Origin of the sequence: Corynebacterium sp. HMSC058E07, from assembly GCF_001809885.1 — a bacterium.
Classification (GTDB): domain Bacteria; phylum Actinomycetota; class Actinomycetes; order Mycobacteriales; family Mycobacteriaceae; genus Corynebacterium; species Corynebacterium macclintockiae.
This window is the reverse complement of record NZ_KV799237.1, coordinates 1-20,592: the sequence shown is the minus strand read 5'-3', so window position 1 is coordinate 20,592 and position 20,592 is coordinate 1. Positions and strand designations below refer to the sequence as shown.

Sequence of the window (20,592 nt, the reverse complement as noted above, 5' to 3'; positions counted from 1 at the left end):
TCCATGTCCAAAAACCCTATGGACATAACAAACCGGAGCTAGAGCTGGACTAGCCGCCGGCTACTGCCCCTATAACGTATTCCCGTTCTAGCGACATATGCCAGCCCAGTGGCGGGCTTTACAGACCTTGCACAGGCGAGTTGCTATGCCTCAACGACATCGGTGATGGTTGAGGCGGGTGGCGTCCATAAACAAAAACAAAAAGGCGGGCCACGAGCTACCCGGATGGGTAACCGTGGCCCGCCTGAGAGCTTGGCGGGGGCGCCGGACTTACTTGTCCTCGGCAGCCTCGTCAGCCTTGGCCTCTTCAGCCTCAGCCTCAGCGGCCTCTGCCTTGGCAGCCTCGTCGGTTGCGGTGTCAGCCTCAACCTCCGGAGCCTCCTCAGCCTGGGTCTCCTCAGCCTTAGCCTCTTCAGCCTCAGCCTTTTTGGCCTTAGAAGCAGCAACGCGGTTAGCGCGCTCGGCCTCGGTGGAAACCAGCTGCTCCGTCACCAGGGAGATCTGGGAAATCGGAGCGTTGTCGCCCTTGCGGTTCTCCAGCTTGATGATGCGGGTGTAGCCACCCGGACGGCCTTCGAACTTCGGAGCCAGCTCGTTGAACAGGTAAGCAACAACTTCCTTGTTCGGGATGAGCTTCAGCACGTTGCGGCGATCCGCCAGGGTGCCGCGCTTGGCCTTGGTGATGATCTTCTCGACGTAGGGGCGCAGCAGCTTAGCCTTAGCGTCCGTGGTCTTGATGGCGCCGTGCTCAATCAGCTGAGCAGCGAGGTTGGACAGGATCTTCTTCTGGTGGGAAGCAGAACCGCCCAGGCGGGCGCCCTTCTTTGGGGTAGGCATTAGTTCTCCTCGTGTGGATCTTTAAATCAGTGAGCGCGTGCGGTTAACCACCGGTTATTCCGCGATGTCCTCGCCCTCGGTGTCGATGAACTCGCCGGTCTCTGCGTCGTAGCCCTCGATATCAGTGATATCGAAGCCCTCCGGAGCGTCCTTCAGGCCCAGGCCCAAGCCAGCCAGCTTGACCTTGACCTCGTTGATGGACTTCTGGCCGAAGTTACGGATGTCCAGCAGGTCGGACTCCGTGCGGGCAGCCAGCTCGCCGACGGTGTGAATCTCTTCACGCTTCAGGCAGTTGTAAGAGCGGACGGAGAAGTTCAGGTCCTCGATCGGCATGCTGTAGGCAGCGATGTGCTCGCTTTCCTGCGGCGACGGGCCGATCTCGATGCCCTCTGCTTCGTAGTTCAGCTCCTGAGCCAGACCGAACAGCTCCACCAGGGTCTTACCTGCGGATGCCATGGCATCGCGGGCGGTGATGGAGTTCTTCGTCTCCACGTCCAGAATCAGCTTGTCGAAGTCCGTGCGCTGTTCCACACGGGTTGCCTCGACCTTGTAGCTGACCTTCAGAACCGGAGAGTAAATCTGGTCGACCGGGATACGTCCGATCTCAGAAGAAGCCGGGGCAGCCGGAACGTAGCCACGGCCACGCTCGACGGTCATCTCGATCTCCAGCTTGCCCTGCTCGTTCAGCGTGGCGATGTGCAGGTCCTTGCTGTGGACCTCAACGCCAGCCGGAACCTCAACGTCAGCGCCGGTAACCTCGCCCGGACCTTCCTTGCGGATGTACATCGCGACGGGCTCATCGGAGTCGCTGGACAGAACCAGGGACTTGATATTCAGGATGATGTCGGAAACATCTTCCTTCACACCCGGGATGGTGGTGAACTCGTGGAGCACACCCTCGATGCGCAGGGAGGTCACTGCCGCGCCCGGGATGGACGACAGCAGGGTCCGGCGCAGGGAGTTACCCAGCGTGTAGCCAAAGCCCGGCTCCAGTGGCTCGATAACGAACCGGGAGCGGGAATCATCGATGAACTCTTCGGTGAGCGCGGGGCGCTGCGAGATGAGCATGTTTAAGCTTCTCCTTTTTCGGCGACCGCTATATGACGCCGTTACGGGGACAACCGCCACCGGGTTTGGTGGACGGTGCGGACGGTAGAAACCGCGTTTGGTGTTCTATCCGAAGTAAGTCTAACGAATTAGACCGTCAGTTTTACTTCGAGTAGAGCTCGACGATCAGCTGTTCCTGCAGCGGAATGTCGATCTGAGCGCGCTCGGGCAGCTGGTGCACGAGGATGCGCAGGGTTGCCGGTACGACCTGCAGCCAAGCAGGAACGATCGTATCGACCAGGTTCTCCTGAGCCTCTTCGAACCACAGCATCGAACGGGACTTTTCACGCACGTCGATGATGTCGTACTGGGAGACCTTGAAGGAGGGAACGTTGATCTTCTTGCCGTTCACGGTGAAGTGACCGTGGGAAACCAGCTGGCGAGCCTGACGACGGGTGCGTGCCAGACCTGCACGGTAAACAACGTTATCCAGGCGAGACTCCAGCAGGATGACCAAGTTGTCACCGGTCTTACCCGGGCGACGGTTGGCCTCTGCGTAGTAGCGGCGGAACTGCTTCTCCAGTACGCCGTAGGTGTACTTCGCCTTCTGCTTCTCCTGCAGCTGCAGCAGGTACTCGGACTCCTTGATGCGAGCACGGCCAGCCTGCCCCGGAGGGTAGGGGCGACGCTCGAAGGAGTTGTCGCCGCCGACGAGGTCGACGCGGAGGCGACGGGACTTACGGGTTGCGGGGCCGGTATAACGAGCCATTGTTAATCCCTAATCCTTTCTTCTCTTTAGACGCGACGACGCTTCGGCGGGCGGCAGCCGTTGTGCGGCTGAGGGGGGACGTCGGCGATGGTGCCGACCTCGAGGCCCGCGGTGGACAGGGAACGGATAGCGGTCTCGCGGCCGGAGCCCGGACCCTTAACGAAAACGTCAACCTTCTTCATGCCGTGGTCCATTGCCTTGCGGGCAGCGGACTCGGCAGCCATCTGAGCAGCGAAGGGGGTGGACTTACGGGAGCCCTTGAAGCCGACGTGGCCCGAGGAAGCCCAGGAAATCACAGCGCCCTTCGGGTCCGTGATGGACACGATGGTGTTGTTGAAGGTGGACTTGATGTATGCGTGGCCGTTGGCCACATTCTTCTTTACGACGCGACGGCCAGTACGGCGCGCGCCGGAACGAGTCTTCGGAGGCATAGGTTACTTCTTCTTTCCTGCGATCGTCTTCTTGGGTCCCTTGCGGGTACGAGCATTGGTCTTGGTGCGCTGACCACGAACCGGCAGACCACGGCGGTGGCGCAGGCCCTGGTAGGAACCAATCTCGATCTTGCGGCGAATATCGGCCTGGATCTCACGGCGGAGGTCACCCTCCACCTTCCAGGTGTTCTCGATAACGTCACGCAGAGCGGACAGCTGCTCGTCGGTCAGATCCTTGGAGCGAAGATCAGGGGAGATGCCGGTCTTTTCCAGCAGCTCCTTGGAACGGGCGGGGCCGATTCCGAAGATGTAGGTCAGTGCGACCTCCATGCGCTTTTCGCGTGGCAGGTCAACACCAGCAAGGCGTGCCATAGGGCATTTTCCTTCCGGTTTAGCGGCGGTTTTCTCCACACTCGTCCCTGTTGATCCTTCGAGTATTTCGCGCGCAGCCACGGAAGGGACTGTGTAGGCACCAGGTGCCTGAATGTGCGAAACCAACACCCCAACTGTTGAGGTGTTGGAAGGAGGGCTCCGGCCGCCGCGGCCAGAGGTAGTGACTAAAAAGTGCTGTTAAAAGCACTTCCTAGATTGGATGTGTGGAGGCTTGACGTATTACTTGTAGCGGTAAACGATGCGCCCGCGGGTCAGGTCGTAGGGAGACAGCTCCACGACAACCCGATCCTCCGGGAGGATACGGATGTAGTGCTGGCGCATCTTGCCGGAAATGTGAGCCAATACCTTGTGGCCATTGTCCAGCTCGACACGGAACATCGCATTCGGCAGAGGCTCGACGATGCGACCCTCAACCTCGATGGCGCCTTCCTTCTTTGCCATATCCTCCAACGCTTCCCCAGCTCTTTTAGCTGGATGGGTGATGTTTTGCTACATGTGGCACTGGTTTTTCCGCACTCAGGCTGACTGCCTTAAACAGCCATGGTCCGAATCATCGAACCCGCCGGGTACTGAAAGCCCATGCACCACCTGATTACAATACACGCGACCTGCGGGGATACCAAAACGCTGGTTTAGGCGTGCTGCTCTTCACGGCGCAGCTGTCCCTTCGCCAAACGGTTGACGGTCAGCGCGATCGCGCCGTCGCCCGTGACGTTACATGCAGTACCGAAGGAGTCGATGGCGATGTAGGCAGCGATCATCAGCGCCACCTGGCCATCATCGAAGCCCAGCTGGGACTGCAGCAGGCCAACGGCTGCCATAATGGCGCCACCCGGAACGCCCGGAGCGGCAATCATCATCACACCCAGCAGGAAGATGAAGCCCAGCGCCATCCCCGGGGACATGTCGATTCCCGTCATGTACACAATGGAGAATGCGAACAGGGCGATCTTCTGCATAGAACCGGACAGGTGCACCGTGGCGCACAGCGGCACCACGAAGTCAGCCACAGACTGGGAAACGCCGTTCTTGCGAGTGCATTCCAGGGTCACAGGAATGGTTGCCGCGGAAGACGAGGTACCCAGCGCGGTGAAGTAGGCGGGCATCATGTTCCTCAGGGCAGTCAGTGGATTGCGTCCGGCAAAAAGCCCGGCCAGCAGGAACTGGAGCGCCAGGATCACCCAGGTCATTAGAACAGCCAGGATCAGCACCTTCGAGAACTGGGTCAGGGTTAACTTCAAGTTGCCGTTCATACCCATAGTCAGGAACACGCCAAAGATGTAGATCGGCAACAGAGGAATGATGAACTTCTGGATGACGTTCATGCTGACCTCGCGAAGTTCCTCGGCTCCCCTGTACAGCACCTCCGTGCGCATCGAAGCCAAAGCAATGCCGACGGTGAAGGCCAGCAGCAGTGCCGACATCACGCCCATCGGCGGATCCATCTCAACGGAGAAGAACGGCTGCAGCGCACCTTCGTCGATGTCTTCCGCCTTGATCATGGATTCATTGCTCAACAGGGACGGGTAGGTGCCCTCTGCCACTCCATAGGCGATCAGGCCGGAGATGATGGTGGAGACGTAAGCGATACCAGCGGTCACGCCTAGCCACTTCCCTGCCCCACGTCCCAGGCTGGCGATCGCCGGCGTGATGAGGGAGAAGATCAGAACCGGAACAAAGAATCCCAGGAAACCGGAGAACAGACCATTAAACGTAGCGAATGTACGGCCGGCCCACTCCGGGAAGAACAGGCTGCACAGAATGCCCAGGCCAATGGCAACGATGATCTTGAAAAGCAGCGATTTAAGTACTCGGGATAGGTTCATGCCAGTTCTTCCCTCATGTCGGCGCTCATAGGAGCTTGTAGGTTCTCATGAAACGATTATGTTTAGCCTACTCTGACTACTTCTTTCTCCAATAATCACCCTCCGCCCACCATCCCCCGGCGTCACTCCCCCAGAGTCACTCCCCCCGGCGCCACTCCCCCCCGGCGGCACCCCGGCGTCACTACCCCAGTGGCACCGCCCGGCGTCACTTCCGGGATGTCAGGATCCGCGGCCCGTCGGCGGTCGCGGCGACTGTGTGCTCCCAGTGCGAGGAAAAGCTGCCGTCCAACGTCACCACCGACCACTCGTCGTCGAGCACGCGGGAATCGGCAGTCCCCAGCGCCAGCATCGGCTCGATGGCCAGCACGGATCCTTCCTGAATTTCCGGCCCGCGCCCGCCGCGGCCTTCGTTGGCCAGGTACGGATCCTCATGCATGGTGCGCCCGATACCGTGGCCGCCGTAGCCGTCGACGATCCACAGTTCCACGTCGAATTTCTCCTCGGCTGCGTCCGTCGCTTTCTCCAGCGCCCAGGACACATCGGTCAGCCGATTTCCCGGGATCATGGCCTTCAGCCCTTCGTGCAGAACCCATTCGGTCGCTCGGTTCAGCCGATCGTGCTCCTCAGCGATCTCCCCGATCCCGAAAGTCCAGGCGGAATCCCCCACCCAGCCATTCAGCGTCGCTCCACAGTCGATGGAGATCAGGTCGCCTTCCTTCAACACCACATCTGCTGCGGGGATGCCGTGGACGATCATGTCGTTCGGGCTCGCACAAATGGAGCCCGGGAAGCCGCCGTAGCCCTTGAAAGTTGGGATTGCACCGTGGTCGCGGATGACCTGCTCAGCCACGCGGTCGAGGTCGAGCGTCGTCTTGCCCGGCGCCGCCGCCTTCTTGACCTCCTGCAACGCCAGCCCCACGATCTCACCTGCAGCCTGCATCGCATCTAGCTGCTCGGGTGTCTTCGCTGCAATCTTTTTGTTCCTACGCCGGAAGCCCATTGGTGTTGTCTTCTTCCTGTACTTCTTGTCTGTTCTTGTTGTTTCTTGGTTTCATGACGCTCCCTCCCCGCCCAGAACAACAAATCCCGCCAGGTCGGACCGTGTGGGGCCGGCTGGCGGGATCAGCTGTGAACTGCGCGGGGTTTACTTGTCCAGCGCGTTCAGCGTGGTGGTGGAGATGTCCTCCACGGTGCCCTCTGCGTCGATGTTCAGCAGAATGTCCTTGTAGTGGTCGATCAGCGGGGCGGTCTCGTTGCGGTAGACCTCCAGGCGGGTGCGGATCGTGTCCTCGTTGTCATCGTTGCGTCCGCGGGCCAGCATGCGATCGACGACGACGTCCTCGGAGACTACGTAGTTGATCACTGCGTCCAGGGAGTAGCCGTCTTCCTGCAGCATCTGCTCCAGCAGCTCAGCCTGCTCGATGGTGCGGGGGAAGCCGTCCAGCAGGAAACCGTTGGCGGCATCGTCCTGGCTCAGTCGGTCACGCACCATGTTGGCAGTCACGGAGGTTGGAACCAGCTTGCCGGCATCCATGTACTCCTGCGCCTGCTTGCCCAAGTCGGTGCCCTGGGAGATGTTGGCGCGGAAAAGATCACCGGTAGAGATGTGCGGGATCTTCAGAGCATCGGACAGCAGGGAAGCTTGAGTGCCCTTGCCAGCGCCGGGAGGGCCGAGCAGAACTAGTCTCATTTCAGGAATCCTTCGTAGTTAGACTGCATGACTTGCGATTCGAGTTGCTTGATCGTGGTCAGGGCAACGGATACCAGAATCAGGATGGCGGTACCGCCGAAGGGCATCTGGCCCTGGCCGCTGGCCTGAGTCGTCTGCACGCCCATGTTGATGAGGATGTTCGGCAGTGCAGCGATGACAGCCAGGTAGATGGAACCGACGATCAGCAGACGGTTCATCACATATCCAAGGTACTCCGCGGTCGGGCGACCCGGGCGGATGCCCGGAATGAAGCCACCGTACTTCTTCATGTTATCCGCCTGATCGTAGGGATCGTACTGGACGGATACGTAGAAGAAGGAGAAGAAGATGATCAGACCGACGTACACCAGGATGTACTGCCATGCCGCAGGGTCAGACAGCACGGTCATAACGTTGCGGTTCCACCAGTTGTCCTGGCCAGCGGCCTCCGGATTGCCGGACTGGATGATCTGGGTAATCAGGATCGGCACGGTCAGCAGCGAGGACGCGAAGATCACGGGGATCACGCCAGCCTGGTTGACCTTCAGCGGCAGGTAGGTGGAGGTCTCGCCGTACTGGCGGCGACCGATCATGCGCTTTGCGTACTGGACCGGGATGCGGCGCTGACCCTGCTCGATGAAGACCACACCGACCACCAGGATCAGCACACCAACAACCACGCCGGCGAACACAAAGCCACCGGAGCTAGCAAGGATGGATGCACCCTGCCCCGGCAACGCGGTCGCAATACCCGCGAAGATGAGCAGCGACATACCGTTGCCAATGCCGCGGTCGGTGATCAACTCGCCCATCCACATCAGCAGCACAGCACCGGAGGTCATGACCATGACCATCACAATCAGGCCGAAGATGCCGGTATCTTCCTTCAGCACCGGCACGCCCTGACCCAGCAGCTGCTTACGGTCAGCCAGCGCCACGATGCCGGCGGACTGCAGAAGCGCGAGGGCGACGGTCAGGTAACGGGTGTACTCCGTCATCTTGGCCTGACCGGACTGGCCTTCCTTCTTCAGCTGCTCAAACTTCGGGATCACCACGGTCAGCAGCTGCACAATAATGGACGCCGTAATGTACGGCATAATTCCAACAGCGAAGACAGACAGCTTCAGCAGCGCGCCACCTGAGAACAGGTTGATCAGCGAGTACATCGCCGAGCTATCCGTCAGGCTATTGATCTGCGCTTGGATCCCGCCGTAGTCTACGCCGGGGGTTGGGATCTGGGCGCCGATGCGATAGAGGATGACCATCGCAAGAGAGAACAAAATCTTCTTGCGGAGATCATCGTTCTTGAACGCCGAGGAGATGGCGGACAAACTTGGCCTCCTGTGTAGTTTCTTACCTTTGTGCGGGATCTATTCGCTAGCGCACCTGCACTTTAAGATACGCCCGCGTAAAGAGGCGACACTAATTGCAACCTAGCCAGGTTAGCAGACAGGACAAATGCTTAGGAAACTGTACCACCTATAGCACGCAATATATCAAGTACCGCTTCGCGGTCTGACTGTATCGCTTCCCTGAGACGAGGGGCGGTGGGTACGTGGGCGTCAATAGGAAAGAAAAGATCGCCCTGCCAGCGCAACAACGCACTGGCAGGGCGATGGGTGAGAACTAAGCTCGGCTAGGATCTAGCCAGCCGCCTACTTAGCCTCGGTGACGGTGCCACCTGCAGCCTCGATCTTCTGCTTTGCAGAACCCGAGAACTTGTTAGCGGTGACGTTCAGCTTCACGCTGATCTCGCCGTTGCCCAGGATCTTCACCGGCTGGTTCTTGCGAGCCAGGCCAGCTGCAACGATGTCAGCAACGGTGACGTCGCCGCCCTTGGAGAATGCCTTCTCCAGGTCAGCCACGTTAACCACCTGGTAGGTGATCTTCGCGGGGTTACGGAAGCCCTTCAGCTTAGGCAGGCGCATGTGCAGTGGCATCTGGCCACCTTCGAATGCTGCCGAAACCTGCTTACGAGCCTTGGTGCCCTTGGTACCACGACCTGCGGTCTTACCCTTAGACGCCTCACCACGACCCACGCGGGTCTTGGCCTTCTTGGCGCCCGGAGCAGGGCGGAGGTCGTGGAGCTTAATTGGATCGCTCATGTTTACTCTCCTGCCACTTCTTCGACCTCGACCAGGTGGCGCACAACGTTGATCTGGCCACGGACGATCGGGCTATCCTCGCGGACAACTGCCTGGCCAATGCGCTTCAGGCCGAGGGAGCGCATGGAATTGCGCTGCTTCGGCTTGGTTCCGACCAAGCCCTTGGTCTGGGTAATCTTCAAAGCCATTTCTTATGCCCCCTGTCCTGCTGCACGTGCGCGCAGCATAGCGGCCGGAGCAACCTCGTCCAGAGACTTGCCACGGCGAGCGGCAACCTCTTCCGGACGGACCAGCTGCTTCAGGCCGTCTACGGTTGCGTGGACAACGTTGATGGCGTTGTCGGAGCCCAGGGACTTCGACAGGATGTCCTGCACGCCGGCGCACTCCAGCACCGGGCGGGCAGCGCCACCGGCGATCACACCGGTACCAGGAGCTGCGGGCTTCATCATGACGATGCCTGCAGCAGCCTCACCCTGAACCGGGTGGGTGATGGTGCCGTTGATCATCGGAACGCGGAAGAAGTTCTTGCGAGCTTCTTCTGCGCCCTTCTGAATTGCGGCAGGAACTTCCTTAGCCTTGCCGTAGCCGACGCCGACCATGCCCTGGCCGTCGCCGACGATAACCAGCGCGGTGAAGCTGAAGCGGCGACCGCCCTTCACAACCTTCGAGACGCGGTTGATGGTAACCACGCGCTCGATGAACTGGCTGCGCTCGTCCTGCTGGTTGCGACGATCGTTGCGTCCGCCGCGATCGTTGTTGCGATCGTTGCGGCCGTTACGCTCGTTGCGCTCGTTGTTGTCGTTGTTCTCGGCGGAGCGTCCGCCGTTACGTTCACGTCCCGACATCACGCGTTCCTTCCGTTGGTGTTGTTCGTGGAGTTGGTCATTAGAACTTCAGACCACCTTCGCGGGCAGCGTCGGCCAGAGCGGCGACGCGGCCGTGGTACTTGTAGCCCGCACGGTCGAAGACGACGGCCTCGATGCCAGCGGCCTTGGCACGCTCGGCGATCAGCTGACCGACCTTCGCACCGCGAGCCTTCTTGTCGCCCTCCATTGCGCGCACATCGGCTTCCATCGTGGAAGCTGCGACCAGGGTGTGGCCTGCAACATCGTCGATGACCTGTGCGTGCATGTGGCGAGAGGTGCGGTGAACGACCAGACGCGGGGTCTCCGGGGTGCCGGAGAGGGTCTTGCGGATACGGAAGTGACGACGTGCGCGTGCGGTGCGACGGCGGGTGGAAATATCCTTGCCCACCGGCAGACGCTTTTCGTTTTGTGCAGTGTTGCTCATTACTTACCCGTCTTTCCGACCTTGCGACGGACCTGCTCGCCCTCGTAGCGAATGCCCTTGCCCTTGTAAGGATCGTCCTTACGCAGACGACGGATGTTCGCGGCGATCTGTCCGACCTTCTGCTTGTCGATACCAGCGATGGAGAACTTGGTGTTCCCATCCACGGCGAAGGTGATACCTTCCGGCGCCTCAATCAGCACAGGGTGGGAGTAACCCAGTGCGAACTCCAGGTTCTTGCCCTTGAGCTGCACACGGTAACCAACACCGAAGATTTCCATGTTGATGGTGTAGCCCTTGGTCACGCCCTCGATCATGTTGAAGACCAGGGAACGGGACAGGCCGTGCAGGGAACGATTCTTGCGGTGATCATCCGGGCGGGAAACGACGATCTCGTCGCCTTCCTGTGCCACGGTGATCGGGGCCGGAATGTCCAGGTTCAGGGTGCCCTTCGGGCCCTTGACCTCTACAGACTGGCCGTTGATGTTGATGGTGACGCCAGAGGGGACAGCCACCGGTGCCTTGCCAACACGAGACATGGTTTAGACCTCCTCTAGTTACCAGACGTAGGCGAGAACTTCTCCGCCCACACCCTTGTTCTGTGCCTCACGGTCAGTCAGCAGGCCGTGGGACGTGGAAATGATAGCCACACCCAGGCCGCCGAGAACCTGCGGCAGCTCGTTGGACTTTGCGTACACACGAAGACCCGGCTTGGAAACACGGCGCAGTCCGGAGATAGAACGCTCGCGGGACGGGCCGTACTTCAGCTCGATGTCCAGGGTCTTGCCAACCTTGGCGTCATTGACGGTGTAGTTAGCGATGTAACCCTCCTCCTTCAGGATCTCAGCGATGTTCGCCTTGATCTTGGAGGAAGGCATGGAGACGGAATCGTGGAACGCGTTAGATGCGTTCCGCACGCGGGACAGCATGTCCGCGATGGGATCAGTCATGGTCATAAGTATTGACCCATAGCCTTTCTCATTGCGGTTCCCAGCCCACCCAGGATGCGTGTACCGCGCGCTTGCTGGCTACTTGCGCGCCCCATGCTAAATAACGTGGGGTGCTCGCCGCCGTGTCCGCGCGGCCGCTTTATTGGGCGAGGGGCCTACAACAAAGTGGTTTGATGTTTACACTGCTCACGTTGCTAACCCTGTTTTGGGCACGGGGCAACGCAAGACTCGATAACTCTAGCAATCACCTGCGGGTTTGCCCAAATCGCCGTTTTTGGGTCTGGACGCCCCTAGGGCCAGAAATCCAGCAAGTCCGTCACATCCCAATCCCAGTCGCGGCCGAACCCGAAAGGTCCCCGCGCGGGCACGCCACCAAACGTAACTGTGATACTCCCCCACAGGTGCGGATCAAGGGAGCGGACGAAGCGTTCGCCGTAGACCGCTGCGAGCACATCCTTTTCCCAGTCCCCCGCCCGCTCAGCGAGAGTCTGATAGCCACCCCCGCTTGTCAGCTGATTGCGCAGGGCATCGCGTGCTTGCATGCCTGCCTCCGTGAGCTGAGGATCCCGGCAATCCCCGATCCCGCGAATACGTAGGCGTTTTGGTCGGTGAACAAGGCCGGCGGAAACTAGGGGCGTCACAAAAGAATCAACCGCTTGCGACAACCGACGGCGACCAAAGAAGTAAAGGCGACCTTTGGTTCGACGCAAAACCGCGCGAGGATACGGCTGGGTTGCTCTGAGAGGCGTGACGGGCAGCAAGACAGAAAGGTGGTTCTTGGGCGAGGACGGTAGAACCCGAGCGATCGGGCCGAGCTTGTCGGCAAGGTTCCCGACCTGCAGGTCACCTTCGCGAAGGAGTTGCTGCACCGTGACCATGGTCATGTGCGCGCGGCCACCGCACAGCGCGGCAAGAGACATCGGATCCAACGACTGGAGGTGTTGGAAGCCTTGCCAGTTCAGGGCGAAAGCGCTGGGGTGATTGTAGGGATTATCCACGCTTTCAACCTACATTCGTTGAGCTGGGCGCTGGGGCAAATAGGGCGAACGGGACAGCCTCCCCCGCGTTACATGAGTTATGTCACATTATTCGGCAGCACCTTGAAAAACTGAGCCCACATTCATTACACATGCCTTACGTACACCTTGTACGAAGCTATTGGCCGCGAATCAATTCGCAGTTGATTCGACGGCCACAGTCGCGTTTAACGCGCATATCCGAACACCCCTCAAGAAAAGGAGATTCCTTTGAAGTTCAAGAAGTCCCTCGTCACCCTGGCTGCAGCGTCCTCCGTCGCGATGGCTGGCATCCCGGCTGCTACCGCTGAAGAGGCACCGGCTGCGCAGGACGCACCGGCCGCTGCTGCCACCGAGAACGAGGCTGGCAACAACGAGGCTGGCGCCGACGAGACCAAGCCTGCCGACGAAGCAAAGCCAGAGGACGAGTCCAAGCCTGCCGACGAGACCAAGCCCGAGGACGAGGCTGGCGCCGACGAGTCCAAGCCGGCTAACGGCTCCGCTGACAGCGAGAAGAGCCAGAAGCTGAAGGGCTCCATCGACAAGCTGATGGGCTGGGACGAGTCCACCTCCGTACTGAAGAAGATCCAGGACGTCATGGGCTTCATCGGCAAGATCGTGAAGACCTTCGCAGGTATCCCGGGCTCCTCCAAGTAAGAGGCCACCGCGCCGTGCCGATGGGCGCGCACCTAGACAAATAGAAAGACCCCCGCTTCCCTACCTTCGGAGTTTCCTCGAAGGGGAAGTGGGGGTCTTTGTTGCGTTAGCGACTCAGCACTGAATTACTCAGCGGAGCCCTTCTGCTTGAACGGGAAGCCCAGCTCGCGCAGCAGTGCGCGGCCCTCGTCGTCGTTCGTAGCAGTGGTCACGACGGTGATGTTCATACCGCGCGGACGGTCGATCTTGTCCACGTCGATCTCGTAGAACATGGTCTGCTCGGTCAGGCCGAAGGTGTAGTTGCCGTGGCCGTCGAACTGCTGGTCGGACAGGCCGCGGAAGTCGCGAATACGCGGCAGCGCGACGGTCAGCAGGCGGTCCAGGAACTCCCACATACGGTCACCACGCAGGGTAACGCGGGCACCGATGGGCATGCCTTCACGCAGCTTGAAGTTAGCGATAGCCTTCTTCGCGGTGCGGATCTGCGGCTTCTGACCGGTGATCTTGGTCAGATCTTCGATTGCGCCGTTGATCAGCTTGGAATCGCGAGCAGCGTCGCCGACACCCATGTTGACGACAACCTTGGTGACGCCCGGGATCTGCATAACGTTCTCGTAGCTGAACTCGCCGTTCAGCTTCTCGCGGATTTCCTCACGGTAGCGAGTCTTCAAACGTGGGGTGTAGTTTTCGCTCATCGTTAGATGTCCTTCCCGTTGCGCTTGGACACGCGGATCTTCTTACCGTCTTCGTCGAAGCGGTAGCCGATACGGGTCGGGTTGCCGTCGGAATCAACAACCATCACGTTGGACACGTGGATCGGAGCTTCCTGGGTAACGATGCCGCCGGACTCAGCGCCGCGCTCTGGAGCGGAGTTTGCAACGTGCTTCTTGATTCGGTTGACGCCCTCGACCAGGACCTTGTCGCGCTGCGGGTAGGCCTCGATGACCTTGCCCTTGGCACCCTTGTCCGGGCCGGAGATAACCAGTACGGTGTCGCCCTTACGGATCTTCATTTAGAGCACCTCCGGAGCCAGGGAAACGATCTTCATGAACTTCTTGTCGCGAAGCTCACGTGCGACCGGGCCGAAGATACGGGTGCCGCGGGGATCGTTGTCGTTTGCCTTGATGATGACAGCCGCGTTCTCGTCGAATGCGATGTAGGAGCCGTCCGGACGACGGGTCTCCTTCTTAGCGCGGACGATGACAGCCTTAACGATGTCGCCGGCCTTGACAGTGCCGCCCGGTGCAGCTTCCTTGACGGTAGCTACGACGACATCACCGATACCAGCGGAGCGTCGAACGGAACCACCGAGAGCACGGATGACCAGGATTTCCCGGGCACCGGTGTTGTCGGCAACTCGCAGACGCGATTCTTGCTGAATCACTTGAGTCTCCTAATTGACCTAGATGTTTTTGCGAATCGTGCGTGGGATTTCCGACCCTCGCGCACGCGGTCTGTGCCAGTGTGGCAGTCAGTTCTTCGTGAACTCGATGCGCCTTCTGGCAACCGCTATATTCTTCCACACCCCTACTGACCCAACAAAATCGCTCGTATCAGACATTCGGGAGTAGAGGCGCCATTTGTCCCACCGGGGGTGGTTTACCCTACCCCCGGCGGAATCTTTCTCTTTCCTTAATGACGCCACCCTGTAGATCAGTATTTTTGGACATCAAAAGGGTTTTCTAGGGAGCGCCGGTTAGCGCAACCCGGAGCACCCCAACCGCGAGTTTTTCTAATCCCCAGCCACGTTTCCCCACGCCAGCGCGCCATCAACTATAAACTGAGAGCTTTTCAAGATCGCCGACCTTCGCGCGCTAAATGCACCCCTCGTCCCAAGCAGCGCGTTTGCGTAATGCCGAAATACCACGCGCCAGCGATTACTCAAACGGTTATCAGCTCCCGCCAAGCACCCTCTAGGCGGACGAGGAGCTAATTCCCACTGTGCTTCCATGCAGCACCCGTGCTAGGTTGTTTGACGTACCCCGGCCCAAACCAGGCCGAAGCCCCCAACTTTTTCGTGAGGATTTAACACATGAAGCTCAAGAAGTCCCTGCTGGCTCTGACCACCGCCGCTACCGTTGCAGTTGCTGGCACCACCGCTGCAGTTGCTGCGGAAAACACGACCGCCGGCTCCCCTGCTACCACCCCCGGGAACGGCACCGACAACGGTGACAAGACCGACCCCGATCCGAGCAAGGAGCTGACCGACAAGGAGAAGCAGAAGAAGGAGCGCCAGGAGAAGCTGGCTGGCTCCGCTAAGAGCTTCTTTGGTTGGAAGGACGGCGCTTCCACCGTGGACAAGATCGCCAGCGTCGTCACCCTGGTCACCACCATTGCAGCCCTGGTTGGCGGCATCGCTTCCCTGTTCAACAACTTCCAGAAGCTGAGCAAGCTGGGCAAGTAAGAACAGCCTTCTCAAGCTAGAACAAATCTGTTCAGCTGAGACCCAAGCCCCGCCGCGATCTCTAGATCGCCGCGGGGCTATTCCTATCCCGTCATTCTTTCGCTTTGCTTTAGGCAAGGGTAAGCTAACCCTTACTATGACCTCGAACCCTTCTACCTTAAGCACCCCAGCGAACACTTCCGCGTACCGCGTGGCCTTCTCTGACCACCAACTCCTGACCGCCCCAGCTGAACCACACCACCGGATCATCCGCGCCACTGTTTGTGGCGTCAGTACCCCAGCAGAGAATCTGCACCGGATTGTCATCCACTCCCCCGAACTAGTCGGCTTTCAACTTTCCGGCCCGGACGAGTTCTTTGGTCTTCTTATGCCGCCAAACACCCACGAGGATCTTCATTTACCTCTCTACAACGGTGACACCAATATCCGTGCATGCGTTGCAGCTATGCCGGACGGCCAGCGCCCAAACCTACGTTGGTATACCGTTCGCTCATTCGATCCCGAGCGTGGGCTGATAGCTTTCGACGTAGCGACTCATGGCGTCAAGAATCCTAACGATGAGAACGTCGGACCGGGACTTGCCTGGACTCTTGAAGCCCGCGTCGGCGACCAAGTAGGCATCTGGCCAGGCCGGGGGCTGTGGCACCGTGCACACAGTTCGCAAACGCTGATCGCAGACCCATCTGCCGTGCCTTCCGTTCGTGCCATCTTGGAATACGTACTTACTTTCGCCCCGGAGCAGTTGTGCGACATGCACCTCGTGGTTGTCGCCGAGAGCCAGCAGGACCTCGAGCCATCCCTCATCGCTGACTGGGGGAGCAAGCTTGGCAGCCTAGAAGTGTTGTTTAGCGCGACAACGGACTTCAGCACGGCAGTTATTGCCCACCTCCAGCAACTGGACTCTGCAGAACACCCCGCAACACAGTCGCAGTACGTCTGGGTCGCGGGCGAAGGGCAACTCTGCAAGGATGTTCGGCACCACGCGATTCACGCTTGGGGCCTCAACAGCGAATCCGTGCAGTGGTGCCCCTATTGGTTCCTCGGCAGGGCGCGCCCCTAATTAGCCACAATCCCTCGCGGCACAATCACCGGAGCCGTACCGCGGGGGTCTTCCCACACCTCAGCATTCAGCCCATATGCCTCGCGCAGGACATCCACCGTCAAAGCCTCCTTTGGAGACCCCTCGGCGATCTTTTGCCCATCCTTCATGACGATCATCTCGTCGCTAAAAGCTCCCGCCAGGCCAAGATCATGAAGCACGGTAATCACCGTCTTGCCCTCTTGAGCGAGCTCGCGCACGATACTTAGAATCTCTATCGCATGCGCCGGATCTAGGTAGGTAGTTGGTTCGTCCAACAGCACAACTGGCGTATCCTGCGCCAATACCATCGCCATCCAGACGCGCTGCCGTTGGCCGCCGGATAGCTCCGCCACGTCGCGGGCAACAAGATGGTCAACCTTCGTCTTCTTCAGCGCCTCAAGAACTTTCTTTTTATCTTGGGACGCCGTCGCGCCCCCGCCCCATAACGCACGACGGTAAGGGTGCCGTCCGCGCTCCACAAGTTCTCCAACGGTCAACCCCGCCGGACACAGAGGGTGTTGTGGCAAAAGTGCAATTAGTTGGGCGGCTTCACGCGCCCGCAAACTATGCACGTCCTTATCCTCTGCAAGAACACGTCCTTCGGTGGGAGCAAGCAGCCGAGAAAGCATCTTCAGCAACGTCGACTTGCCACAACCATTGGGGCCTAAGAGCGTGGTGACCTTCCCGGGCTCTGCATCGAAAGACACGTCTTTAACGATGCTTGGGCCGTCGTTGTAGCCCACGGTGACGCGATCAACACGAACGTTCATTGAACCATTCCTTTCAGAGTTCCGCGACGGGCCGCCAACCACACAAGCAGCACCAGCGCGGGGCCACCGATGATGGCGGTAACCAAACCCACAGGGGATGTAAATGGCAGTGCGCCCGCCACGACGGCGCACGCAGCTAATAGAGCAGCGCCTGCAAAAGTAGAGCACAACGGATGGGGCGTGGGCGTTCCGGCCACCAGCTTGGCCAGCTGAGGAGCCAACAGTGCGACGAATCCAATCGGGCCGACAAACGAAACCACCACCGCGACGATGCCCGTTGCGGCGATGAGCAAAATAGCTCGCACCCTTGTGACATTTACTCCAAGTGTGGACGCGGTGGCGTCATCATGAGAAAGAAGAGGAACGTCGCGCGTAACGCAAAGGCCTAAAACTACGAAGGGCAATAGGCCCAACGCCATAGGCAACAAAGCTTCCGTGCGCACAAAGCCGGTAGACCCAGCGAGCCAGGTTTGAGCATCCGTGGCACGAGTCAAGTCAGCCCTGAGCAACAGATACTGCACTAAGGACTGTGTGAGGAACGACAGTGCCAGGCCGATGACCACTACGCGCTGGGACGTCCCGAAACCACCGAGTAGAACGAGCAAACCAACGATTACTAGTGCGCCAACCAAAGCGAGTGCAGCACGCCACCAGAACGTCGGCAACTCCTCGCTCCATGCGGGGCGGGTGACTACGGTGCCCGCCACAACCAGAACCGCTGCGCCACCGGAGACACCGAGAATGTCCGGGCTAGCTAGCGGATTGCGAGCCATGGTCTGGGTCCACGCGCCGGCCAGCCCCAGCGCCGCGCCGACCAGAACGGTAGCGATTGCTACAGGCAGGCGAAGATCCCACACCACGTTGATTGCTTGCTGTGTGCCCCCACCGGTGAGCACTTCGATGACTTCCATCGGGCTGAGCTTCACCGCGCCTTGCCCCAGGATTAAGCAATAACAAAGAGCCGCTAATAGGGCGAACCCCGATGTGGCTGCCAGGATGCGTCTTTTTCGTGAACGCTTGATGCTACCGATAGACGTCGTATTACTCATATCGCTAGCTCCGAGTTATTCGAGGTTGGAGAGTTTTCCTTACGCCGTACCGCCAGAATCATCACCGGGGCACCGACAATCGCCAGGACAATGGACATTTCTAGCTCGTTAGGCTGCAGGACGAAGCGGCCAACAATATCGGCCAGCAACACAGCCGCGCCACCAACAATGCCGGTCGGCAGCAAGAGTCGGGTAAGGGCCGGACCAGTGAACGGGCGCAGTAAGTGCGGCACGGCGAAGCCCACGAAGGTCACAAGCCCCACGGTAGCTGTCGCGGAACCGGCGAGGATGATCACCGCTGCTGCCGCCAACACACGGGTTCTCGTGGGCGAACTGCCAAGGGAACGGGCGGAGTCCTCTCCCATCGCAAGTAGATCCAGCGGGCGTGCTGCAAGCGCACCGCATAGAGCGCCTAGCGCTAGGCCTAAAGCGGCCAATGCCACGTCGTCCATACCCCGCCCAGCCGTAGAGCCAACAGTCCACCGGCGGAGCCCCTCCAGGGTGTCGGAAGAGTAGAGACTCAGCATGTTCGTCGCCGCTTGCAGGGCAAAGGTTACTCCCACGCCCACGAGTACCAGAGTTAGCGGGTTACGCGATACACGGGAAATCAACAGCACGATCAGAGCAGCGACGGTCGCTCCGAGGAGCCCCACAAGTGTCCGCTCCCCGACCGTCGTTGCCCACCCCAACGTCAGCGCTGTGGCGACTGCGAAACTCGCCCCAGCGTTCACGCCGATAATGCCAGGATCTGCCAAGGGGTTGCGGGTCCAGCTCTGGGAAATGGCACCCGCCATAGCCAGAGCTGCGCCTGTGATCACAGCCAAGAGAGTGCGCGGAACGCGCAGATCCCAAATAATGCCGGACTGTTCAGCATTAATGCCGGACTGCACGGACGGGTGCGGACCATGCATGAGAATGCTGGTCACTTCGCCAATGGAAAGGTCCTTGGAACCCAGGTACAGGGAGGCGACCAGCAGCAATGCCAAGCCAACGAGTGTGGCCAGAATATGCAATCGCCTGGAATGAACCAAAGAATGTCGAATTATTGACACGGACACTTTCAACTAAACTGCGTCAGAGAATTTCTCGACTGCCCAGGGGATAGTCAATGGATTCGGCATGCTCATCGCATTTCCGACGTTTTCATCCATCCAGTGGACCTTGCCTTCGCGAACGACATCCAACTTGCTGAATGTCGGATCCTTCTTCAGGGTATCGGCAGCTCCCTGGTAATCAAGAACGAACAGGTAATCGACATTGTTGAGGTCGCTGTAGTTCTCAGGCGCGATGTCGCGGTAGAACTCGCCCCCGTTACCTTCGAGTTCCTTCGGGATCTCGAATCCTAGGTTTTCGATGAACTGGCCTCGGCCGTCACCGGAGGTGTACAAGCCGATCTTGCCCTGATAGGGCATGACGATAGCCGCTCGCTTACCCTTGAGTTCAGGGTGCTGCTTTTTGAAGTCGTCGAAGGCCTTCTGCGTTTCCTTGACGAGCTTGTCGCCTTCTGCTTGCTTGTCTACAGCGCCGGCGATCTGGTTAACCTGATCCCGCCACGGAATCTGCCAGTCCGTCGCCCCCTCTGGCTTGAGGGTGGTCGGGGCAATGTCGTTGAGGGCCTTCTTCGCCTGCGCATCCACAGCGGAGTTCACCGCAATGATCTTGTCCGGATCAGCGGCAGAGATCTTCTCCAAGATCTCAGCAGTGAATCCGTTGGCAGTACCGTAAACCACCTCAGGCTTATTGTCGCCAAGCTGTTCTGTAGCCCAAGGGCCGACGCCGGACGCATCAACATCTCCCTCAGCACCCCAGGGCGCTACAAGAACTGGTTGGATGCCCAGAGCGAGCAAGGTATCGCTGTCTCCCAGGCCAACTGCGGCGATGCGCTCGTCCCCGGTGCCCTCATTTTTTGACGCCGCCGCATCATCGCCTCGGGAGCAACCAGACAGAACAAGAGTGGATGCTGCCAAGACAGCGGCGGTCTTCAGCGCCGCTCGACGGGTCAGCGAATTGTTTCGAAACATGTGAAAGCCTAACGTGTAAGGAACTCTTTGAGGCGCTGTAAAGTACCCGTAGCCCCAAGAGACTGATGGCCTCTTTCGGCTACGGTGGACTCAGCAATCGCGCCTATCTTACACAGGTTAGGCTAACCAGACAAGAGCCTACCCTAAGTTAATTATTTGGGGGATGTGTGGCCGCCGATATGGAGGCAGCTCAGCCGCTAGGGGCCAGCCGACAGGGGGCACTTTAGAATGAACTAGCCCCCGAAAGTTGGACTGGTTT

At 59.4% G+C, this 20,592-nt stretch carries 27 protein-coding genes; 3 read left to right on the top strand and 24 right to left on the bottom strand.

Annotation, left to right across the window (positions count from 1 at the left end; translation table 11 throughout):
* Positions 1-270 precede the first annotated feature (270 nt).
* The 17 genes from rplQ to HMPREF2678_RS00785 all read right to left on the bottom strand — a co-directional run bounded on the left by rplQ (position 271) and on the right by HMPREF2678_RS00785 (position 12,333).
* The gene (gene rplQ / locus HMPREF2678_RS00865) at positions 271-837 is read right to left on the bottom strand and encodes a 50S ribosomal protein L17 (RefSeq protein WP_034971109.1); all 567 of its coding nucleotides are present in this window, start codon (positions 835-837) and stop codon (positions 271-273) included.
* Between the two features lie 54 nt (positions 838-891).
* The gene (locus HMPREF2678_RS00860; RefSeq protein ID WP_034972456.1) at positions 892-1,905 is read right to left on the bottom strand and encodes a DNA-directed RNA polymerase subunit alpha; all 1,014 of its coding nucleotides are present in this window, start codon (positions 1,903-1,905) and stop codon (positions 892-894) included.
* A 142-nt stretch (positions 1,906-2,047) separates the two neighbouring features.
* On the bottom strand, positions 2,048-2,653 hold the full coding sequence (gene rpsD, locus HMPREF2678_RS00855; RefSeq protein ID WP_034971104.1) for a 30S ribosomal protein S4: 606 nt from the start codon (positions 2,651-2,653) through the stop codon (positions 2,048-2,050).
* Positions 2,654-2,679: 26 nt separating this feature from the next.
* Positions 2,680-3,084: a 30S ribosomal protein S11 gene (gene rpsK, locus HMPREF2678_RS00850; RefSeq protein ID WP_070550532.1), complete on the bottom strand. Its 405-nt coding sequence runs from the start codon at positions 3,082-3,084 to the stop codon at positions 2,680-2,682.
* A gap of 3 nt (positions 3,085-3,087) precedes the next feature.
* A complete protein-coding gene (gene rpsM / locus HMPREF2678_RS00845) occupies positions 3,088-3,456 on the bottom strand; it encodes a 30S ribosomal protein S13 (RefSeq protein WP_005291872.1) in 369 nt (122 codons plus the stop codon).
* 240 nt (positions 3,457-3,696) lie between these two features.
* A complete protein-coding gene (gene infA / locus HMPREF2678_RS00840) occupies positions 3,697-3,918 on the bottom strand; it encodes a translation initiation factor IF-1 (protein ID WP_005519800.1) in 222 nt (73 codons plus the stop codon).
* Positions 3,919-4,109: 191 nt separating this feature from the next.
* Positions 4,110-5,303, bottom strand: coding sequence for a dicarboxylate/amino acid:cation symporter (locus HMPREF2678_RS00835; protein ID WP_034992874.1), 1,194 nt, complete (start codon positions 5,301-5,303; stop codon positions 4,110-4,112).
* A gap of 205 nt (positions 5,304-5,508) precedes the next feature.
* Positions 5,509-6,303 (bottom strand): type I methionyl aminopeptidase, encoded by a 795-nt coding sequence (gene map, locus HMPREF2678_RS00830; RefSeq protein ID WP_070550531.1) that lies wholly within the window; start codon positions 6,301-6,303, stop codon positions 5,509-5,511.
* A 144-nt stretch (positions 6,304-6,447) separates the two neighbouring features.
* Positions 6,448-6,993, bottom strand: a complete 546-nt coding sequence (locus tag HMPREF2678_RS00825; RefSeq protein ID WP_070550530.1) for an adenylate kinase — start codon at positions 6,991-6,993, stop codon at positions 6,448-6,450.
* The gene (gene secY, locus HMPREF2678_RS00820; RefSeq protein WP_034971099.1) at positions 6,990-8,324 is read right to left on the bottom strand and encodes a preprotein translocase subunit SecY; all 1,335 of its coding nucleotides are present in this window, start codon (positions 8,322-8,324) and stop codon (positions 6,990-6,992) included. The genes HMPREF2678_RS00825 and secY overlap by 4 nt, the downstream gene beginning before the upstream one ends.
* Before the next feature lie 324 nt (positions 8,325-8,648).
* A complete protein-coding gene (gene rplO, locus HMPREF2678_RS00815; RefSeq protein ID WP_034971098.1) occupies positions 8,649-9,098 on the bottom strand; it encodes a 50S ribosomal protein L15 in 450 nt (149 codons plus the stop codon).
* 2 nt (positions 9,099-9,100) lie between these two features.
* Positions 9,101-9,286, bottom strand: coding sequence for a 50S ribosomal protein L30 (gene rpmD / locus HMPREF2678_RS00810; protein WP_034971097.1), 186 nt, complete (start codon positions 9,284-9,286; stop codon positions 9,101-9,103).
* A gap of 3 nt (positions 9,287-9,289) precedes the next feature.
* Positions 9,290-9,943 (bottom strand): 30S ribosomal protein S5, encoded by a 654-nt coding sequence (gene rpsE / locus HMPREF2678_RS00805; RefSeq protein WP_034971096.1) that lies wholly within the window; start codon positions 9,941-9,943, stop codon positions 9,290-9,292.
* Positions 9,944-9,983: 40 nt separating this feature from the next.
* Positions 9,984-10,388: a 50S ribosomal protein L18 gene (rplR, locus tag HMPREF2678_RS00800; protein ID WP_034971095.1), complete on the bottom strand. Its 405-nt coding sequence runs from the start codon at positions 10,386-10,388 to the stop codon at positions 9,984-9,986.
* Entirely contained in the window at positions 10,388-10,924 is a 537-nt protein-coding gene (gene rplF / locus HMPREF2678_RS00795) for a 50S ribosomal protein L6 (protein WP_034971094.1), read from the bottom strand. Before rplF ends, rplR begins: the two co-directional genes overlap by 1 nt.
* Before the next feature lie 18 nt (positions 10,925-10,942).
* Positions 10,943-11,341 carry a 30S ribosomal protein S8 gene (gene rpsH, locus HMPREF2678_RS00790; protein WP_034971093.1) on the bottom strand — a complete coding sequence of 133 codons (399 nt, stop codon included), beginning with the start codon at positions 11,339-11,341 and terminating at the stop codon, positions 10,943-10,945.
* Positions 11,342-11,625: 284 nt separating this feature from the next.
* Positions 11,626-12,333 (bottom strand): hypothetical protein, encoded by a 708-nt coding sequence (locus HMPREF2678_RS00785; RefSeq protein WP_070550529.1) that lies wholly within the window; start codon positions 12,331-12,333, stop codon positions 11,626-11,628.
* A 249-nt stretch (positions 12,334-12,582) separates the two neighbouring features.
* Here HMPREF2678_RS00785 and HMPREF2678_RS00780 point away from each other — a divergent pair, with 249 nt between their 5' ends.
* A complete protein-coding gene (locus HMPREF2678_RS00780) occupies positions 12,583-13,008 on the top strand; it encodes a hypothetical protein (protein ID WP_070550528.1) in 426 nt (141 codons plus the stop codon).
* Positions 13,009-13,133: 125 nt separating this feature from the next.
* On the opposite strand, the gene rplE is transcribed toward HMPREF2678_RS00780, so the two are convergent.
* The 3 genes from rplE to rplN are packed head-to-tail and all read right to left on the bottom strand — an operon-like array spanning position 13,134 to position 14,392.
* Positions 13,134-13,703 carry a 50S ribosomal protein L5 gene (gene rplE, locus HMPREF2678_RS00775; protein WP_034971089.1) on the bottom strand — a complete coding sequence of 190 codons (570 nt, stop codon included), beginning with the start codon at positions 13,701-13,703 and terminating at the stop codon, positions 13,134-13,136.
* A gap of 2 nt (positions 13,704-13,705) precedes the next feature.
* Positions 13,706-14,020 carry a 50S ribosomal protein L24 gene (rplX, locus tag HMPREF2678_RS00770; protein ID WP_005291939.1) on the bottom strand — a complete coding sequence of 105 codons (315 nt, stop codon included), beginning with the start codon at positions 14,018-14,020 and terminating at the stop codon, positions 13,706-13,708.
* The gene (rplN, locus tag HMPREF2678_RS00765) at positions 14,021-14,392 is read right to left on the bottom strand and encodes a 50S ribosomal protein L14 (protein ID WP_034971088.1); all 372 of its coding nucleotides are present in this window, start codon (positions 14,390-14,392) and stop codon (positions 14,021-14,023) included.
* Positions 14,393-15,040: 648 nt separating this feature from the next.
* Between rplN and HMPREF2678_RS00760 the strand changes: the two genes are divergently transcribed.
* On the top strand, positions 15,041-15,412 hold the full coding sequence (locus HMPREF2678_RS00760; RefSeq protein WP_070550527.1) for a hypothetical protein: 372 nt from the start codon (positions 15,041-15,043) through the stop codon (positions 15,410-15,412).
* Between the two features lie 136 nt (positions 15,413-15,548).
* Positions 15,549-16,472 (top strand): siderophore-interacting protein, encoded by a 924-nt coding sequence (locus HMPREF2678_RS00755; protein ID WP_070550526.1) that lies wholly within the window; start codon positions 15,549-15,551, stop codon positions 16,470-16,472.
* Here HMPREF2678_RS00755 and HMPREF2678_RS00750 read toward each other — a convergent pair.
* From HMPREF2678_RS00750 to HMPREF2678_RS00735, 4 genes are read right to left on the bottom strand one after another with little or no spacing between them, the layout of a single operon-like run.
* A complete protein-coding gene (locus tag HMPREF2678_RS00750) occupies positions 16,469-17,263 on the bottom strand; it encodes an ABC transporter ATP-binding protein (protein ID WP_070550525.1) in 795 nt (264 codons plus the stop codon). The genes HMPREF2678_RS00755 and HMPREF2678_RS00750 overlap by 4 nt on opposite strands.
* Entirely contained in the window at positions 17,260-18,312 is a 1,053-nt protein-coding gene (locus HMPREF2678_RS00745) for a FecCD family ABC transporter permease (RefSeq protein WP_070550524.1), read from the bottom strand. Before HMPREF2678_RS00745 ends, HMPREF2678_RS00750 begins: the two co-directional genes overlap by 4 nt.
* Positions 18,309-19,370, bottom strand: a complete 1,062-nt coding sequence (locus tag HMPREF2678_RS00740) for a FecCD family ABC transporter permease (protein WP_080716777.1) — start codon at positions 19,368-19,370, stop codon at positions 18,309-18,311. The genes HMPREF2678_RS00745 and HMPREF2678_RS00740 overlap by 4 nt, the downstream gene beginning before the upstream one ends.
* A gap of 6 nt (positions 19,371-19,376) precedes the next feature.
* A complete protein-coding gene (locus HMPREF2678_RS00735) occupies positions 19,377-20,333 on the bottom strand; it encodes an iron-siderophore ABC transporter substrate-binding protein (RefSeq protein ID WP_070550523.1) in 957 nt (318 codons plus the stop codon).
* Positions 20,334-20,592: the final 259 nt, after the last annotated feature.

Bases quoted from the DNA above. Each gene is read 5' to 3' on its own strand.
- rplR (WP_034971095.1), bottom strand. From the start codon at position 10,388: ATGAGCAACACTGCACAAAACGAAAAGCGTCTGCCGGTGGGCAAGGAT.
- rpmD (WP_034971097.1), bottom strand. From the start codon at position 9,286: ATGGCTTTGAAGATTACCCAGACCAAGGGCTTGGTCGGAACCAAGCCG.
- map (WP_070550531.1), bottom strand. From the start codon at position 6,303: ATGGGCTTCCGGCGTAGGAACAAAAAGATTGCAGCGAAGACACCCGAG.
- HMPREF2678_RS00760 (WP_070550527.1), top strand. From the start codon at position 15,041: ATGAAGCTCAAGAAGTCCCTGCTGGCTCTGACCACCGCCGCTACCGTT.
- HMPREF2678_RS00825 (WP_070550530.1), bottom strand. From the start codon at position 6,993: ATGAGACTAGTTCTGCTCGGCCCTCCCGGCGCTGGCAAGGGCACTCAA.
- rplO (WP_034971098.1), bottom strand. From the start codon at position 9,098: ATGAGCGATCCAATTAAGCTCCACGACCTCCGCCCTGCTCCGGGCGCC.
- rplF (WP_034971094.1), bottom strand. From the start codon at position 10,924: ATGTCTCGTGTTGGCAAGGCACCGGTGGCTGTCCCCTCTGGCGTCACC.
- rplQ (WP_034971109.1), bottom strand. From the start codon at position 837: ATGCCTACCCCAAAGAAGGGCGCCCGCCTGGGCGGTTCTGCTTCCCAC.
- HMPREF2678_RS00860 (WP_034972456.1), bottom strand. From the start codon at position 1,905: ATGCTCATCTCGCAGCGCCCCGCGCTCACCGAAGAGTTCATCGATGAT.
- infA (WP_005519800.1), bottom strand. From the start codon at position 3,918: ATGGCAAAGAAGGAAGGCGCCATCGAGGTTGAGGGTCGCATCGTCGAG.
- rpsM (WP_005291872.1), bottom strand. From the start codon at position 3,456: ATGGCACGCCTTGCTGGTGTTGACCTGCCACGCGAAAAGCGCATGGAG.
- rpsE (WP_034971096.1), bottom strand. From the start codon at position 9,943: ATGTCGGGACGTGAACGTAACGGCGGACGCTCCGCCGAGAACAACGAC.
- HMPREF2678_RS00745 (WP_070550524.1), bottom strand. From the start codon at position 18,312: ATGAGTAATACGACGTCTATCGGTAGCATCAAGCGTTCACGAAAAAGA.
- rpsD (WP_034971104.1), bottom strand. From the start codon at position 2,653: ATGGCTCGTTATACCGGCCCCGCAACCCGTAAGTCCCGTCGCCTCCGC.
- HMPREF2678_RS00735 (WP_070550523.1), bottom strand. From the start codon at position 20,333: ATGTTTCGAAACAATTCGCTGACCCGTCGAGCGGCGCTGAAGACCGCC.
- HMPREF2678_RS00750 (WP_070550525.1), bottom strand. From the start codon at position 17,263: ATGAACGTTCGTGTTGATCGCGTCACCGTGGGCTACAACGACGGCCCA.
- rpsK (WP_070550532.1), bottom strand. From the start codon at position 3,084: ATGCCTCCGAAGACTCGTTCCGGCGCGCGCCGTACTGGCCGTCGCGTC.
- HMPREF2678_RS00835 (WP_034992874.1), bottom strand. From the start codon at position 5,303: ATGAACCTATCCCGAGTACTTAAATCGCTGCTTTTCAAGATCATCGTT.
- rpsH (WP_034971093.1), bottom strand. From the start codon at position 11,341: ATGACCATGACTGATCCCATCGCGGACATGCTGTCCCGCGTGCGGAAC.
- rplX (WP_005291939.1), bottom strand. From the start codon at position 14,020: ATGAAGATCCGTAAGGGCGACACCGTACTGGTTATCTCCGGCCCGGAC.
- HMPREF2678_RS00755 (WP_070550526.1), top strand. From the start codon at position 15,549: ATGACCTCGAACCCTTCTACCTTAAGCACCCCAGCGAACACTTCCGCG.
- rplE (WP_034971089.1), bottom strand. From the start codon at position 13,703: ATGAGCGAAAACTACACCCCACGTTTGAAGACTCGCTACCGTGAGGAA.